Annotated in this window: 9 protein-coding genes; 6 read left to right on the top strand and 3 right to left on the bottom strand. The window is 45.8% G+C overall.

Annotation, left to right across the window (positions count from 1 at the left end; genetic code table 11):
• Window positions 1–12: 12 nt before the first annotated feature.
• From UNH61_RS16955 to UNH61_RS16930, 6 genes are all read left to right on the top strand, one after another.
• The gene (locus UNH61_RS16955) at window positions 13–2,442 is read left to right on the top strand and encodes an ABC transporter permease (RefSeq protein ID WP_326993161.1); all 2,430 of its coding nucleotides are present in this window, start codon (window positions 13–15) and stop codon (window positions 2,440–2,442) included.
• Window positions 2,443–2,730: 288 nt separating this feature from the next.
• Window positions 2,731–3,819, top strand: coding sequence for a Gfo/Idh/MocA family oxidoreductase (locus UNH61_RS16950; protein WP_326993160.1), 1,089 nt, complete (start codon window positions 2,731–2,733; stop codon window positions 3,817–3,819).
• A gap of 41 nt (window positions 3,820–3,860) precedes the next feature.
• Window positions 3,861–4,460 carry a tail fiber protein gene (locus UNH61_RS16945; protein WP_326993159.1) on the top strand — a complete coding sequence of 200 codons (600 nt, stop codon included), beginning with the start codon at window positions 3,861–3,863 and terminating at the stop codon, window positions 4,458–4,460.
• 16 nt (window positions 4,461–4,476) lie between these two features.
• Entirely contained in the window at window positions 4,477–5,640 is a 1,164-nt protein-coding gene (locus tag UNH61_RS16940; protein ID WP_326993158.1) for an ABC transporter substrate-binding protein, read from the top strand.
• Between the two features lie 31 nt (window positions 5,641–5,671).
• The gene (locus UNH61_RS16935; protein WP_326993157.1) at window positions 5,672–14,677 is read left to right on the top strand and encodes an Ig-like domain-containing protein; all 9,006 of its coding nucleotides are present in this window, start codon (window positions 5,672–5,674) and stop codon (window positions 14,675–14,677) included.
• A 19-nt stretch (window positions 14,678–14,696) separates the two neighbouring features.
• Window positions 14,697–15,617 carry a PorP/SprF family type IX secretion system membrane protein gene (locus UNH61_RS16930; RefSeq protein ID WP_326993156.1) on the top strand — a complete coding sequence of 307 codons (921 nt, stop codon included), beginning with the start codon at window positions 14,697–14,699 and terminating at the stop codon, window positions 15,615–15,617.
• Between the two features lie 5 nt (window positions 15,618–15,622).
• Here the strand turns inward: UNH61_RS16930 and UNH61_RS16925 are convergent, their stop codons facing one another.
• Genes UNH61_RS16925 through UNH61_RS16915 form a run of 3 tightly spaced genes read right to left on the bottom strand, consistent with a single transcriptional unit; the run spans window position 15,623 to window position 17,815 of the window.
• On the bottom strand, window positions 15,623–16,153 hold the full coding sequence (locus UNH61_RS16925; protein WP_326993155.1) for an adenylyl-sulfate kinase: 531 nt from the start codon (window positions 16,151–16,153) through the stop codon (window positions 15,623–15,625).
• A 28-nt stretch (window positions 16,154–16,181) separates the two neighbouring features.
• Window positions 16,182–17,138, bottom strand: coding sequence for a hypothetical protein (locus tag UNH61_RS16920; RefSeq protein WP_326993154.1), 957 nt, complete (start codon window positions 17,136–17,138; stop codon window positions 16,182–16,184).
• Window positions 17,138–17,815 carry an aspartyl/asparaginyl beta-hydroxylase domain-containing protein gene (locus UNH61_RS16915; RefSeq protein ID WP_326993153.1) on the bottom strand — a complete coding sequence of 226 codons (678 nt, stop codon included), beginning with the start codon at window positions 17,813–17,815 and terminating at the stop codon, window positions 17,138–17,140. Before UNH61_RS16915 ends, UNH61_RS16920 begins: the two co-directional genes overlap by 1 nt.
• Window positions 17,816–17,932: the final 117 nt, after the last annotated feature.

Here is a 17,932-nt window from a genome sequence, read left to right as displayed (position 1 = left end):
AACCCGGTTTCCATGATCAGGAGCTATTTTAAAATTGCTTTCCGCAATTTGACAAAGAATAAAATATTCAGTGTTGTTAATATTATTGGTTTAGCGATCGGCACTACCTGCTGCCTGTATATTATGATGTATGTGATGGACCAATATAGCTATGACAAGCAGCATGATCACGTTGAGAACATATATCGTATTAACTCCGAATTTGTAATACAGGGCACTAAATTCAACAACGCCACCTCTTCGCCTCCCATCGCTCCGACCATGAAGAATGACTTTGCCGAAGTGGAGCAATTTACCCGCGTGGTGCCGACTGATAAATTTGGCGTAAAGCAGCACTTGTTGCGCTACAAAGAAAAATCCATTTATGAAAAGGATGCTGTTTACGCAGACTCGACCTTCTTTGAGATCTTCGCCTTTCATTTTGTATATGGCAGTGCTTTGAATGCATTGACAGCGCCTTATACCGTCGTACTGCTGAAACCGACTGCTGAAAAATTATTTGGCAGCACAGATCCTGTTGGTAAAGTGATAGAGATTGACAATGCCTATGGGAAACAAAATTTTAAAATAACCGGTGTGGTGGATGAAAGCCTTGGGAAATCGCATATCCAGGCCAATATGTTTATGGCTATGAACAGCGGCGGTATGGGCAGCTATACCTATAGTAACGATTCCTGGGCGGCTTATAATTATGCTGCTTCTTATGTAAAGCTTAAACCTAATACCAGCGTCGCCGCGCTTAGCAGTAAATTACCGGCATTCCTGGATAAACACGGCGCCCGGCAACTTAAAGACCTGGGTATGGAAAAACGGTTATCTCTGCAAAATATCCGCCTCATACATACCAGCTCAGATTATAAAAACGAGTTAAGCAAAACTGTAAACAGCGCCTTCCTGAAGATGTTGTTACTCATCGCAGCACTTATTCAGATTATTGCCTGTATTAACTTCATGAATCTTGCAACAGCCCGTGCTTCCAAAAGAGCAAAGGAAGTAGGCGTACGAAAAGTAATTGGTGCACGGGTGAACGACCTTGTAAAACAATTCCTGGGTGAATCATTCCTGTTATCGCTTTTTGGAGTGGTGGTAGCGTTACCATTATTAATTTTAGCGCTGCCTTATCTTAATCAGATTACACAGGCGGATATAAATCTGTCTTTTCTGACCGATTACAGGCCCTGGCTGATGTTGGTGGGCATCATTGCTTTTACAGGATTGTTTGCCGGAAGTTATCCAGCTTTCTATCTTTCAGCTTTCAAACCGGTAAGCGTTATCAAAGGCAATTTCAACAGTCATATTTCGGCTGCGGGTATCCGTCGTTTTCTTGTCGTGTTCCAGTTTGCGCTGTCTATTATATTTATTTCGGGGATCATCGTTATTTATAATCAGTTAAATTATATAAAGAACAAAGACCTGGGTTTTGAAAAAGGCCAGCGGATCATTTTTAATTTTCACACAGATGACACCAAGGCGAAAATGACTTCTTTTATGAGCGACCTGCGGCAGTTGGCCGAAGTGAAAGCGGTGAGCCAGGCCGAGAATTATCCCAGTCAATCAGTGGCCCGTAGTTGGCTTTATTACCCCGAAGGCGGAAATGTCAGTACCGGAAAGGATTTACCATTCATATTTACAGATCAGTATTTCGTAAAAACTACTGGTATTAAACTGGTTAGCGGCAGGGATTTCAATACAAGCGATTCAGGCAGGGTATTGATCAATGAAACCGGCGCTAAGGCCCTGGGATTAAATCCTCAGACAGCTCCGGGGAAAAGATTGTACTCGCAACAAAATGAAGGAGAGCCTGTCGCTTTTGTGGAAATAGCCGGCGTTATGAAAGATTTTAATTACAATTCGCTGCACGAAGATATTAAACCTTTGATGTTGAGATATGATCCGCGGTTTGCGTCAAACCATGTCATCCTAAACGCCGAAAGCCAAAATTATAATGCCCTGCTGAAAAAGATAAGATCTGTATGGCAGAAAAATTTTCCAGCGACGCCGTTTGAGTATTCATTCCTGGATACAGAAATGCAGAAACAATATGAAACGGAAATCACGCTGTCGGACATCATTAACTCATTTACCCTGATAGCGATCTTTATATCCGTGCTTGGTTTGTTTGGGCTGTCTACTTTCAGCGTTGAACAAAGGAATAAAGAGATCGGCATCCGTAAGGTGCTGGGCGCCGGTTTGGTAGGGCTTGTTTATTTATTATCAAAAGATTTCCTGAAGCTGGTAGGGATTGCATTTATCATAGCAACACCGGTAGCCTGGTGGGCGATGAATAAATGGCTGGAGGCCTTTGTTTACCGGATCAACCTCAACTGGTGGATGTTTGTTATTGCAGGAGCGATTGCCATGCTGGTTGCGCTGTGTACTGTTAGCTTGCAGGCCATCAAAGGGGCGGTTGCGAATCCGTTAAGGAGTTTGAAAACGGAATGAGATGGTGAGACTATGGCATTTGCCGTTATTTTATTTAAAAAACTCCCGAACATTTGTTATTTTAAATTGATCTTATATCTTTGCAAGATAATTTTATCCGTATTTAGAAAAATCGTCGATCACACTATACCGTTTATCCATTTTGCTATGTTACCTACTTGATCCCAAAATCGGATTTATATCTATATGCATATACCTGGAAGAAGAAATTTCATAAAGAATGCAGTTGTCCTTGCGCCCTTTTTAACGTTATTTCCGTCTCAATTATCAGCAAAAACAGGTGTTCGTTTGCGCGTTGCATTTATTGGTGCAGGCCCCTGGGGGCGCGGGTACATGGTGCATGCCTTGGCGCACCCGGACATGGAAGTACGCGCGGTAGCCGAATATGATGAAGCAGCTGTGAAGGAGGTTTTAAAATTGTTCAGGCAAAGCGGAGCTATTCAACCAGACTTATATGTTGACGGACCTCAGTCTTACCAGCAGTTGTTGTTACGTAAGGATATTGATGCAGTAGTAATAGCTACACCCTGGAACCGGCACTATGAAATAGCTGCGGCGGCATTGTGCGCGGGGAAACACGTTGCCTGCGGGCCGGTCATGGGCACTACACTGGCAGAGCATTGGGATATTGTACACCTGAGTGAACAAACGGGCCGCCAGTATGTTACTTTGGACGAGCATAGTTGTCAGCGGGAGCTGATGGCTGTATCGGAAATGGTATCACAAGGGGTGTTTGGTACGCTTGAAACCGTGTATGCCGGCGCGCGTCACTATTTGCCGGAAGATCTGTCCGCAGCATCACCTTATCCAGTGTATCCGGCAGCAGCAGCGGCAAAAATGTTAGGAGCCAGCAAAGGAAATCGTTTTGTATCCCTCTCTGTGCAACATGAAACGCAGGAATACGTGATCAGCAAACCTCATGTCAGAACCGGTGAACCATTGCATATTTTTACCAGGGGCCCTGTTCATACGATTTGTCTTACTACGGCCGGCAAGCAAACATTGTGGCTGCAGCAGGAGAGGGGCAATGACTTACCTGTGTCCATGGGCTTTCGCATAAAAGGTACCCAGGGAGCATGGATGAACCTTACCAGGTCGCTACATATTACAGGTAAAAGCGACCCTTCCTTTCAATGGGAAAGAGACCGGGATTATCTGGAACAATATGATGCACCGCAATGGCAGGAAGCTGGCAGCGAGTGTGCAGTTGCACTACAACAGTTTATACGGATATTAAAGGCAGGGCCGGAAAAAGAGCTGCCTGTATATGCGGCGGCCACCAATAGTATCATAGGACCTTTATCCTTATTATCAGCGCAGCAGGGCGGCGCGGTTATCCGTTTCCCGGATTTTAGTAACGGCAAAACGGCATCTTAATATCTCCCTATAACAATATTCACCCTTTAATAACCACTCTTATGGACCTTTACCTCGCAATGATTATTATGTTCGGCGGTAATTTTGCAATCAGGGGCACGGCGCTCTGTTACGGACAAATTATGGCCATTTCACAGAACACTGCTTTGTTTTCTCTTTTGGGTACTACTTTTGGCGGCAATGGCACGTCGACCTTTGGCTTACCGGATCTGAGAGGACGAGTACCGGTTGGCACAGGACAAGGAAATGGCCTAAGTAACTACATCCTGGGCCAGATAGGTGGAGTGGAAACGGTGACGCTGGCGATCAACCAGATGCCGCAGCATACCCATACATTCGATGCTACGCAACTGGTATCAACACCGGCCGCCAGTATCGCTGCCGCCACCACTAATATCCCGGGACCCACTCTTGTACCGGCTAAGTTACCAACCCAGGGTGCAGGCCCTACTGCTTCCGTTATCAAAGGATATGCACCGGTGGATGTGCCTAATGCGACCACATTGAGTGCAGATGCGATTACTACTAAAAATCCGCCTATTGCTATTGCAGGTGGTAGTCAGCCTCATGAAAACATGATGCCTTATCTCGGTATTAGCTACCTGATTGCATTAGTGGGTATTTTTCCTTCAAGAAACTGATGATTAATTTTTATACATGGCGCAGCCGCTTACAATAGGTTTTCTGACTCCTTATTCGGGTATATATCCGCATTATTCACTTCATCTGCTTACCGGCATGTTGCTGGGAATGGGGTTGGATCCTGCGCGGCAACGTACTGTCCAGTTTTTTCCTGAGTATACGGATAAAGGCAGTATGCAGGCATGTGAAGATGCAGCCCGTAAGCTGTATTTTTTTAACCGGGTGGATGTATTATCCGGTTTGATTAGCTATAAAGCATTGCCGGGCTTAATTCCGCACGTAGAGCGGGAAAAGAAGCCGGCTTTCTTTTTTGATATGGGAGAATATATCCCGCATTTTTCGCACCTGAGCCCCGATATTTTTTTTGCATCTCACCAGTTATGGCAATCGCAATATGCGCTGGGCTACTGGGCACAAAAAACAAAAGGGAATGGCGGGCATGTTATCACGCCGGTGTATGAAGGTGGCTATCATCTTCATGCCGCTTTTCAGCAAGGCTTAACTGCTGCAGGCGGTACCCAGGTAAGTATTAGTATCCTGCCGTTTGATGAGAAGGACCCACTTAAAATGGAGCTGGATCACATTTTTATAAAATGGCAAAAAGATCCTCCCCCTTATGTACATGCTATTTTTAGCGGTACCATGGGGATTAATTTTTTGAAGAAATGGATCAGTAGTGGTATGCATAAAAAAATCCCTTTGCTGATCAATGAAACAATGGGCTATGAAGATATCCTGGAAGATATCCGGCATATGGATATTGAAGTATATTCTTCTGTGTCGTGGCTGAGAGAAGATGAGAACAAAATCAACCAGGTATTTGTAAAGAAATTTGAGTCGACAGCACAGCAACCAGCTAATATTTATGCCCTGATGGGTTATGAAGCAGGACTTATGTGGAGAGAGCTGTTACCATATGCGCAAAAAAAGGATTGGGATACCGTAAAACAGCGGTTGCGTACCGGTACTATCCGTGGACCCCGCGGAGAAAAGAATTTTTATCCCTCTTCAGGTTTCGCCTTACCTGATGCTAATATTTTGAAAATAACCACTAAAGGTAATAAGATATATAAAACTATTCTCGAACAAGGAAAAGGGATGCGCTTTGATGCGAAGATTTTTGAAGTAATACACAACGAGTGTGTTTCGGGCTGGCAAAATCCATTTCTCTGCATTTAATGACCATACAATGATCCCTGTTACTAAAAGTATGAAGGCATGGTGGCTTCTATGCTGTCTGCTGTTTACCTGTTATTTGGGTAAGGCGCAATATGTTAGCACTACTATGGATAATGGCGGCTATTATACAGCCATGGCCAGAGACAAGCAGAATAATATTTATGAAGTACGTTATAACGCTACTGATAATGATTATGAAGTAGCTAAATACATTAACGCAGATAAAAATAACGTACAGGTTATCTATAAGGGACTAACTTTTGATGCGAATGATTTACCATGGGGTATTGCTGTCAATTCACACGGAACTGTTTTTGTATTGAATTCCTTTTTAAGCGGCAATGGACAGATCATTAGGCTTTCACCTGCCGGGCCTCCTTATAGTGCAGTTGTTGTACAATCCGGCAAATATTATAGTGCTATTGCTATAGATGCTAATGATCATGTATGGACAGTAGAATATGATGGTAGCGCTAACTACCAGGTAGTGGATTATAATGTGGATGCCAGCTCCGCTTCCGGTACGGTTGTTTATAGCAATCTTCCCACTCCTGCCGGAGCGCAGAGTTTTCCCTGGGGGCTTGCCATTGATTCCCATAATAATATCTACGTGACAGATTTTCTGGAGAATAATAGTGGTGGCCGCCTGATCAAGCTTACGCCGACTATAGGGCTACCTACACCTATTCCTCCATATACGCCAACTGTACTTTCTTCTGGAAAAGCGGTTGTTTCCATGGGCATTGATGGCAGAGATGTGTTGTATACAGTGGAAGGAGTCAGTTCTACTGCCGCACAGGTAGTGAAGTATAAAGATCCCACCCAACAAGGTCAGGGTGTTGTTATATTCACGGGGCTAGGCATCTCCTACCCTGATTATCCCTGGGGTATTACTTCGGATACGGCTACCGGAAAGGTATATGTCAATGATGGGTTTCATGATGCCACTACCACTCAGGCATTGGTGCTTACACCACCGACTATTGGCATCAATAGTGTGACAGCGGTAAATTCCAGCCCAACGGCACTTGCTACTGTTAACTACACCGTTACTTTCAGTAATATGGCAGACAATGTAACGCCTGCTGCATTCACGCTGGTGGCTAATGGCCCGGTTGGTGCAAATATTGCTTCCATCACCGGCAACAATAATGTGTATAATGTAGCCATTAATACTGGAAGCGGAGATGGTACTTTAAAATTAAATGTGAATGGTACAGGCATTACCAATACGATTATTCCCCCGCTGCCTTATACAGCTGGCCCCACTTATACCATAGACAGAACAGCGCCGGTAGGCACTATGCAAATAAATGCAGGTGCAGCTTATACCAATTCCACAGCAGTTACTTTAACACTTGCTTATACAGATGCTGATCCTCTGCTGCAGATGCGTTTCTCCAATAATAATACGACCTGGAGTGCCTGGGAAAACTATGCTGCTACCAAAGCCTGGAACCTTCCGGCAGGAGATGGAAACAAAACCGTTTACGTGCAGGTACGCGACCGGGTACAGAATACTTCACTAACAGGTCAGGCGAGTATTATACTGGATCAGACACCACCAGCTGTAACGTCTGTTAGTGTACCGGCAAATAAGACCTATACCGGAGGCGATAACCTGACCTTTACGGTAAACTATGGCGAAAATGTAATTGTAGCAGGTGGTACTCCTTATCTGAACGTAACAATTGGCGCCAATACCCGTCATGCAAATTACGTTAGCGGCAGCGGAACCAACGCTTTAACATTTACGTATACTATACAGACCGATGAGCAGGCGCTCACGGGTATCAGCCTCGGCTCCAGTATTGTCCTCAATGGTGCAACCATGCAGGATGTTGCTACCAATAACGCAGCGCTTACACTTCAGAATGTAGGCAGTACCGGCGGAGTATTAGTGAATGCAGTGGTACCAACGGTAATATTATCTACAGCAGCAGTATCTCCATTGAATCATGCGTTTACAGTTACGGCAACCTTCAGCGAAGCAGTAACGGGCTTTACGGCAGCAGGCTTCACGGCTACCAATGCTACCGTGAGCAACCTGACCACAACAGATAATATCACTTACACCGCCCTGATCACACCTACGGCAGATGGCACTGTTACCGTGCAGGTTGCAGCTGGTGCAGCCGTAAACAGTGGTAACAATGCTAATACTGCATCTAATACCTTAAGCCTGGCATATGATGCTACAGCCCCTGTAATCACCACCGTAGGCGTTCCTGCCAATGGTTATTACAAGGCCGGTCAGGTGCTCAACTTTACAGTTAACTATAGCGAAAATGTAACGGTAACGGGTACACCGTCTCTGCCGGTGGTAATAGGATCGTCTACTGTACAGGCCACCTACACTGGTGGTAGTGGCAGTACGGCATTAACGTTCAACTACACGGTGCAGAGCGGAGATATGGCGATGAGCGGTATTAGCCTGAATAACCTGTTATTGAATGGTGGCACCATCAAAGATGCAGCAACGAACGATGCGGTGCTGACCCTGCATGGCGCAGGCAATACCAGCCAGGTATTCGTAAATACATCCATCCCGTCTGTAGTATTGTCTACCACGGCGACTTCGCCGTTGAATCATGCGTTTACAGTGACTGCTACCTTCAGTGAAGCGGTAACTGGTTTCACTGCGGGGGGTATTACGGCTACCAACGCCACCGTGAGCAATGTGGCCACAACAGACAATATTACTTACACCGCCCTGATCACTCCTGCAGCAGATGGCGCAGTTACCGTTACTGTTCCGGCAGCCGCAGCGGTGAATATTGGTGGTAATAACAATACAGTATCTAATACTTTAAATCTTACCTATGATGGCACTGCTCCGGTAGTTGCCAGTGTTGGTGTACCTGCCAATGGTTACTACAAAGCCGGCAGTGTGCTTACCTTTAGTGTTAACCTGAGCGAGAATGTCATCACTACAGGAGCGCCTTACCTGGAAGTAGTAATAGGAAGTTCCACCGTACATGCTCCTTATGTTAGCGGCAGTGGTACAAGTACCTTAACGTTCCAGTACACGGTGCAGAGCGGGGATATGGCTATGAGCGGTATCGGTATCGGTAACCTGGTATTAAATGGAGGAACCATCAAAGATGCAGCCACCAACGATGCGGTGCTGACACTGCATAATGCAGGTAACACCAGCAACGTGTTTGTCAATACCGCTATACCATCAGTGGTATTGTCTTCTACAGCGGCATCTATATTGAATCAGCCATTTACGGTAACCGTTACTTTCAGCGAAGCGGTGACAGGATTTACCTTAGCAGGCCTGACTGTTACCAACGCAACGGTAAGTAACCTGTCAACAACAAATAACATTGTTTATACCGTACAGGTAACACCAATAGCTGACGGCCCGGTAACACTTAGTGTTCCAGCAAATGCAGCAGTTAACATCGGCGGTAATCATAATACCGCATCCAATACATTGAGCTTTACCTACGATCACACGGCGCCAGCTATCACCTCCGTAGGCGTTCCTGCCAATGGTTATTACAAGGCAGGCCAGGCACTGAGCTTCACGGTAAACTATAGTGAAAATGTGCTGGTAAATGGAGGCACACCTTCACTCGATGTAATCATAGGTACAACCACCCGTAAAGCCACCTACACCGGCGGCAGCGGCACGAATGCTTTAACATTTACGTACGTTGTACAAAATGGAGAACTGGATCTTAACGGTATCACGCTGGGTGCCAGCATTGCACTCAACGGTGCAACCATGCAGGATGATGCTACTAATAATGCGGCACTCACCCTTCAGAATGCAGGCAATACCAGCGGAGTATTAGTGAACGCAGTAGTACCAACGGTTACTTTATCTACTACCGCAGTATCCCCGTTGAATCATGCGTTCACAGTTACGGCAACCTTCAGCGAAGCGGTAACAGGCTTTACCGCAGCAGGTTTCACGACTACCAATGCTACAGTAAGCAACGTGGCAACAACAGATCATATCACTTACACCGCCCTGATCACACCTGCGGCAGATGGCGCTGTTACTGTGCAGGTTGCAGCTGGTGCAGCCGTAAACAGTGGTAACAATGCTAATACTGCATCTAATACCTTAAGCCTGGTATATGATGCCACTGCACCTGTAATCGCCACCGTAGGCGTTCCTGCCAATGGTTATTACAAAGCAGGTCAGGTGCTCAGCTTCACAGTTACCTTCAGCGAAAATGTAACGGTAACGGGTACACCGTCCCTGCCGGTGGTAATAGGATCGTCCACTGTACAGGCCACCTACACTGGTGGTAGCGGCAGTACAGCATTAACGTTCAGCTACACGGTGCAGAGCGGAGATATGGCGATGAGCGGTATTAGCCTGAATAACCTGTTATTGAATGGTGGCACCATCAAAGATGCAGCAACGAACGATGCAGTGCTGACCCTGCATGGCGCAGGTAATACCAGCCAGGTATTCGTAAATACATCCATCCCGTCTGTCGTATTGTCTACCACAGCGGCTTCGCCGTTGAATCATGCGTTTACGGTTACTGCTACCTTCAGTGAAGCGGTAACCGGTTTCACTGCGGGGGGGATTACGGCTACCAACGCCACCGTGAGCAATGTGGCTACAACAGATCATATCACTTATACCGCCCTGATCACTCCTACAGCAGATGGCGCAGTTACCGTTACTGTTCCTGCAGCCGCAGCGGTGAATATCGGTGGTAATAATAATACGGCATCTAATACTTTAAATCTTACCTATGATGGTACTGCTCCGGTAGTTGCCAGTGTAGGTGTACCTGCCAACGGTTATTACAAAGCAGGTCAATCACTTAGCTTCACCGTTAACTTCAGTGAAAATGTAACGGTAACGGGTACACCTTCTCTGCCAGTTGTATTAGGAATCTCCACTGTTCAAGCCACCTTCACCGGTGGAAGCGGTAGCAGCGCATTAACGTTTAGTTACACGGTGCAGAGCGGGGATATGGCCATGAGCGGTATCAGCCTTAATAACCTGTTACTAAACGGTGGCACCATCAAAGATGCAGCCACCAACGACGCGGTGCTGACACTGCATAATACAGGTAATACCGGCAATGTATTTGTAAATACCTCCATCCCTTCAGTGGTATTGTCTTCCACAGCAGCATCTATACTGAATCAACCATTTACGGTGACCATTACTTTCAGCGAAGCAGTGACAGGAATTACCTTAGCAGGTATAAATGTTGCCAACGCTACGGTAAGTAGCCTGTCAACAACAAATAACATTGTTTATACCGTACTGGTAACACCAACAGCTGACGGCCCGGTAACACTTAGTGTTCCAGCAAATACAGCAGTTAACATCGGCGGTAATCATAATACCGCATCCAATACATTGAGCTTTACCTACGATCACACGGCGCCAGCCATCACCTCCGTAGGTGTTCCTGCCAATGGTTATTACAAGGCAGGCCAGGCACTGAGCTTCACGGTAAACTATAGTGAAAATGTGCTGGTAAATGGAGGCACACCTTCACTCGATGTAATCATAGGTACAACCACCCGTAAAGCCACCTACACCGGCGGCAGCGGCACGAATGCTTTAACATTTACGTACGTTGTACAAAATGGAGAACTGGATCTTAACGGTATCACGCTGGGCGCCAGCATTGCGCTCAACGGTGCAACCATGCAGGATGATGCTACTAATAATACGGCACTCACCCTTCAGAATGTAGGTAATACCAGCGGAGTATTAGTGAACGCAGTAGTACCAACGGTTACTTTATCTACTACCGCAGTATCCCCGTTGAATCATGCGTTTACAGTTACGGCTACCTTCAGCGAAGCGGTAACAGGCCTTACCGCAGCAGGTTTCACGACTACCAATGCTACAGTAAGTAACGTAGCCACAACAGATCATATCACTTACACCGCCCTGATCACACCTGCGGCAGATGGCGCTGTTACTGTGCAGGTAGCAGCTGGTGCAGCTATAAATAGCGGTAACAATGGTAATACCGCGTCTAATACCGTAAGCCTGGCATATGATGCCACTGCCCCTGTAATCACCACCGTAGGCGTTCCTGCCAATGGTTATTACAAAGCAGGTCAGGTGCTCAGCTTCACAGTTACCTTCAGCGAAAATGTAACGGTAACGGGCACACCGTCTCTGCCGGTGGTAATAGGATCGTCCACTGTACAGGCCACCTACACCGGTGGTAGCGGCAGTACAGCATTAACGTTCAGCTACACGGTGAAGAGCGGAGATATGGCGATGAGTGGTATCAATCTGAGTAACCTGTTATTGAATGGAGGCACCATCAAAGATGCAGCAACGAACGATGCAGTGCTGACCCTGCATGGCACAGGTAATACCAGCCAGGTATTCGTAAATACATCCATCCCGTCTGTCGTATTGTCTACCACGGCGACTTCGCCGTTGAATCATGCGTTTACGGTTACTGCTACCTTCAGTGAAGCGGTAACCGGTTTCACTGCGGGGGGGATTACGGCTACCAACGCCACCGTGAGCAATGTGGCTACAACAGATCATATCACTTATACCGCCCTGATCACTCCTACAGCAGATGGCGCAGTTACCGTTACTGTTCCTGCAGCCGCAGCGGTGAATATCGGTAGTAATAATAATACGGCATCTAATACTTTAAATCTTACCTATGATGGTACTGCTCCGGTAGTTGCCAGTGTAGGTGTACCAGCTAACGGTTATTACAAAGCAGGTCAATCACTTAGCTTCACCATTAACTTCAGTGAAAAAGTAACGGTAACGGGTACACCTTCTCTGCCAGTTGTATTAGGTACCTCCACTGTTCAAGCCACCTACACCGGTGGAAGCGGTAGCAGCACATTAACGTTTAGTTACACGGTGCAGAGCGGGGATATGGCCATGAGCGGTATCAGCCTTAATAACCTGTTACTAAACGGTGGCACCATCCGGGATGCAGCCACCAACGATGCGGTGCTGACACTGCATAATACAGGTAATACCGGCAATGTATTTGTAAACACCTCCATCCCTTCAGTGGTATTGTCTTCCACAGCGGCATCTATACTGAATCAGCCATTTACGGTGACCATTACTTTCAGCGAAGCAGTGACAGGAGTTACTTTAGCAGGCCTGACTGTTACCAACGCAACGGTAAGTAACCTGTCAACAACAAATAACATTGTTTATACCGTACTGGTAACACCAACAGCTGACGGCCCGGTAACACTTAGTGTTCCAGCAAATACAGCAGTTAACATCGGCGGTAATCATAATACCGCATCCAATACATTGAGCTTTACCTACGATCACACGGCGCCAGCCATCACCTCCGTAGGTGTTCCTGCCAATGGTTATTACAAGGCCGGTCAGGCACTGAGCTTCACGGTAAACTATAGTGAAAATGTGCTGGTAAATGGAGGCACACCTTCACTCGATGTAATCATAGGTACAACCACCCGTAAAGCCACCTACACCGGCGGCAGCGGCACGAATGCTTTAACATTTACGTACGTTGTGCAGCCTGGAGAACTGGATCTCAACGGTATCACGCTGGGCGCCAGCATTGCACTCAACGGTGCAACCATGCAGGATGACGCTACTAATAATGCGGCACTCACCCTTCAGAATGCAGGCAATACCAGCGGGGTGTTTGTGAACGCAGTAGTACCAACGGTTACTTTATCTACTACCGCAGTATCCCCGTTGAATCATGCGTTTACAGTTACGGTAACCTTCAGCGAAGCGGTAACAGGCTTTGCCACAGCAGGTTTCACGACTACCAATGCTACAGTAAGTAACGTAGCCACAACAGATCATATCACATACACTGCATTGATCACGCCGGCTGCCGATGGCACTGTAACCATACAGGTTCCGGCTGCCGTGGCTGTAAACAGCGGTAACAACAATAACGCTGCGTCGAATACATTAAGCCTGGTATATGATGCTACTGCACCTGTTATAACAGCCGGGCAAACATTTGACGTAATGGATAATGAAGCAGTTGGTAAGTTTATCGGAAAGGTAACTGCTGTTGAAGTGATGGGTGTCTTGCAAAACTGGACCCTTGCAAACGACGGATCCAATGGTGCTCTTGCCATTGATGCCAGCGGAAATATTACTGTGAAGGATGCGGTGAAACTGAAGAGTGAATCCGGCACTTCGGTTACGTTAACGGTAACTGTCAGTGATGGACTGAATACAAGTATAGCAACACCGGTAACAATCAGGGTACTGAGCAGCTTTGTAAACAAGCCGCCCGTACTTGATCCGATAGCAGATGTAAACAGCTGTGCTATCACAGATGCGCAAACTGTTCAGCTGACGGGAGCTTCTGCGGTGGAACCAGGACAAACCTATCATTTTACCATTCAGTCCGACAAAGCATTCTTTGATGTACTTACAGTAAATGATGCCGGTTTGATCACTTATAAACTGAAATCTTCTATAACAGGTGGTGTAGCTACTATTACCGTAACCATCAAGGATAATGGTGGTACTGCAAATGGTGGTGTGGATACATTGCGCCGGAGCTTCGCGGTTACCGTTCACAGTTTGCCGGTAGTAAACATCAGCAGTGATAAGGGAAACACCATTTCCAAAGGAGACGTTGTGTTGCTCACTGCCACCGGTGGTGTTGTATATGCATGGGATCAGGCAACGGGGATTATCGGCGACCGTCAGCAGGCGGTGTTGCAGGTAAGACCAATGGTGAATACTTCTTACCAGGTAACGGCTACCAATATATACGGATGTAGCAGTACCGGTAAGATTGATTTAGTAGTGAATGAAGACTTTAAAGTAGATGCTACCAATTTACTCACTCCTAATGGAGATGGAAAGAACGACAAATGGGTGATCCGTAACCTGGACAGCTATCCGGATAATGAAGTGAAAATATTTGATCGTACGGGCCGCCTGGTATATCAGAAGCGGAATTATAACAACGAATGGGATGGCACGGTGAATGGCCATGTGCTGGCAGAAGGTACCTACTATTATATTTTAACAATTAAGGGAGGTGCTAAAACAGCGAAAGGATTTATCACCATTGTAACAACTAACAATTTTTAAAATGCTAATGCTTAAAAAGATGTGGTATAAAAAACATTTTCGTGTAGTAATGCTCTGCTGTCTGTTGACAGCAGGCATTACCCGGCAGGGAATGGCCCAGTCTCTCAGTAATGCGCAGGCACTGCTGGAGCCCTCGGGAACGCAGTATTTTCAAAATGAATACCTGAGCAACCCCGCTATGGCAGGCATTGATTCCGGACTCCACCTGAATGCTGCCTATCACCGGCAGATGGGAGGCGTAGACGGAGCCCCTGTTACCAAGTACTTTACTGCAGATGGCAATATTGGCAAAAGAGTAGGACTGGGATTAAATGTATTTAACGATGTTGCAGGGCTGATAAACAGGTCGAGAGTAGCTGTCAGTTATGCTTATCATCTTCCGTTGACAGATAGGGGACAGGAGCTGCATTTTGGTCTTTCATTGGCATTGAATGTGCAGCGGATCGACTATCAGAAGCTCAATGGTGATCCCAATGATCCTTCCGTCAGCTCATTTAACCGCCGCGACGACTACTTTGAAGGGGAATATGGGATGGCGTATACCGATAAACATCTCACTGTACAGGCTGCATTGCCAAATATCAGAGGACTTGTTAAAGGAGATAATTTGGGGGCCGACGGCGGTGTTATCTTTATCACTGCTGCAGCTTACCGGTTTACACCGGAAGGCGCCCTGAGTAGTCTTACCCCTAAAGTAACTTACCGGGGTGTGAGAGGCTATAAAAATATACTGGATGCGGGCGTTAATGCAGGCTTCCTGGATAATCTGCTCAGTGTAATGGCCATGTATCATACTACCAAAAGTTTAACTACGGGTATAGGTGTAGATATACGAAAAACAGTGGTATTCCAGGTAATGTATACGACCCAGACGGGTGGCGTAAAAACCTATACCGATGGTAGTTTGGAAATAGGGGCTACTGTTAACTTGTTCCGTTAAATTATTTATAGCAACTTCCTGTTCTCCAGAAAACTGATCATCCCTTGCAGGGCCTCATCAGGATTTAATTTATCAGTCTCCAGAATAAGATCAGTTGTTTCCGGCATATCAAAAGTATCATTCAGCCCCGTCAGGTTGTGGATCTTGTCGGGATGTGTATCCGGTAGCAATGCCTTCTGGTAAAGTCCTTTAGGATCTCTGTTGATCAGGGTTCCCAAATCGCATTTAAGCCAGATTAATAAAGCTTTGTACTTAAGTTTGAGCTTGTTCCTTCCTTCTTCATAGGGGTTGATAGCTGCTATGCAAATAAAGTCATAATCTTCTGAAATGGAGGCAGCATAAGCACCAAGTCTGGAAATATTTTCCAGACGATCTGCTTTGCTGAACCCCAGGTCTTTACAAAGTGTCTGACGGTAAACATCCCCGTCTATTATTTTTATTTTTAAATTCCGATGGTTACCCCATTCGAGGAAAATATTGGATAGCGTGGTTTTACCTGTTCCTGATAAGCCGGTAAACTGGATAATATGCCCCATTATATTGTATGAGTAAAATGTTGAAATTTTAAGAGATAGCAGATCTTAACTGTTCGTAAGTATCATGGCAATCTTTAAAGAAGAATTTTTCGCTGTTGACGGGAGGTTCAGTGCTGAAAATTTCCTGTGTTGATTTGCTGTGGTATTGTAACCGCGTGTGCACTTGATCTGCATTCCTTATAGGAACACCTGAAAACTGACTGAAAGCTTCCACCATCTTTTTACTTCCGTTGGCGTAGTCATAGAAATAGTTATTGGGATGATGTGATTGAAAGATCGCCTGCAACTTTAAATAATATTGTTCCAGTACCTGCGCGGTGTAGCTGTTAAAATTGCCGCCGAAATAAGCGGGTTCCTTTGTTTTAAGCAAGGCAGGGTTTACCATTCCCGGAACAGCATGAATGCCTCTTTGTTTATCGTGAGAGGCAATTACTTCGTCTGGCCGGCGGTATAAAAAGAAGAAAGGTGTTTGAGGGTACCATGTGCGTAAGAGTTCATAGAAATGGAGATGCCAGCTGTCTAACTTTATGATGTAGTCAGTTTCTTTGAAATTGCGTTGCTGCCCCATTAATTTTATCGCCGACCTGAACCAGGCTTCCTGCGTGGAGAGGTTGATCTCCGGCTGTTTTTCATCGGCCCTTAAAATCTCATCCAGTAACGGTGCTTCTGCAATAACAATATTTTCATCCGGGGCTGAAAATGCCTGCGATAGCAGCGTAGAACCACACCGGGAAACATGGAAAATAAATGACGAGGGCTCTAATGATAAGAGATCTTCGCTTACTTCGGTCAGGAAGCCGGTGCTGCTGAGGCTTACCAATTGGGATCTTTCCAGTTGCCTGAACCGGCAAACCTGTATGGTTTCATCAAAAAAAGGGTGGATTATCCGTATATCACGAAGGTCCATCCATTTCACGATCCATTCATGCTGGCTGGAGTGGCTGAGTTGAAAAGGAATCCAGTTTGCGATGGGAGAGCGCTGCATTATTCTGTCTTTAAGCTTGCAATTAGATTTCTGGCTGTTTCTGTATCCATTTTTTCCAACTCCTCAATGATCCTGGATTTTTGGGCTGCATCGTAGCGTTCAGCAGAACTTTTTTCCGAAAGGTCGTAGCCATGTGCTGCAAATAACTGGTCTGTCCAACTGTTTCTTATACCATCCATAATCAGATGCACCCTTGCGGTACTGCCAGCGTTAATGATGCTGTGTGTGGCACTGAAATCCATATACCAGCATTCTCCGGCGGCCAGGTAGAGTGTTTCTTCTTCAATAGTAAAGTGAACATCAGGGTTGGTTACAATAGGGATGTGTATCCTGAATTTTCCGGTGCGATAGTCACATCCCGGGTCTTTGTGCGGTTTGATCAGGCTGCCGGGAGCCAGTGATAAAAGGCGCACTGATTCCTTTTCACAATGCCATGATTGCAGGATTTCGTTTACATAAGGCATCAGGCTGAGAACGGGTGTGTCTTTATAAACACCGTCAGGATGTGCATAGATGTTATTGCTTTCTCCGCTGGTAGAGCGCAGGGAAATGCTGCGCCAGTCGCCATTGAAATCCCGCGTGTTAAAATGCAAAGGCCATTCTTCTTTTAAAACCACTGTTAGTTCAGCATGAAGCCTTTCCGCAAAATAGGATTGGGAAAATTTTATGTAATTCATTGGTATGTTTAAAGAGAGCTCTAAGATAGTGTATAAACCAATGAAAAGCCTTATCCTGTCTTTCAAATTAATTCTGTATTTTTCGTTCTTCAAGAAAATACTGTACTATAAAAGAAC

The organism is Chitinophaga sp. 180180018-3 (assembly GCF_037893185.1).
Taxonomy (GTDB): Bacteria; Bacteroidota; Bacteroidia; order Chitinophagales; family Chitinophagaceae; genus Chitinophaga.
This window is presented reverse-complemented; position numbering and strand designations above follow the sequence as displayed.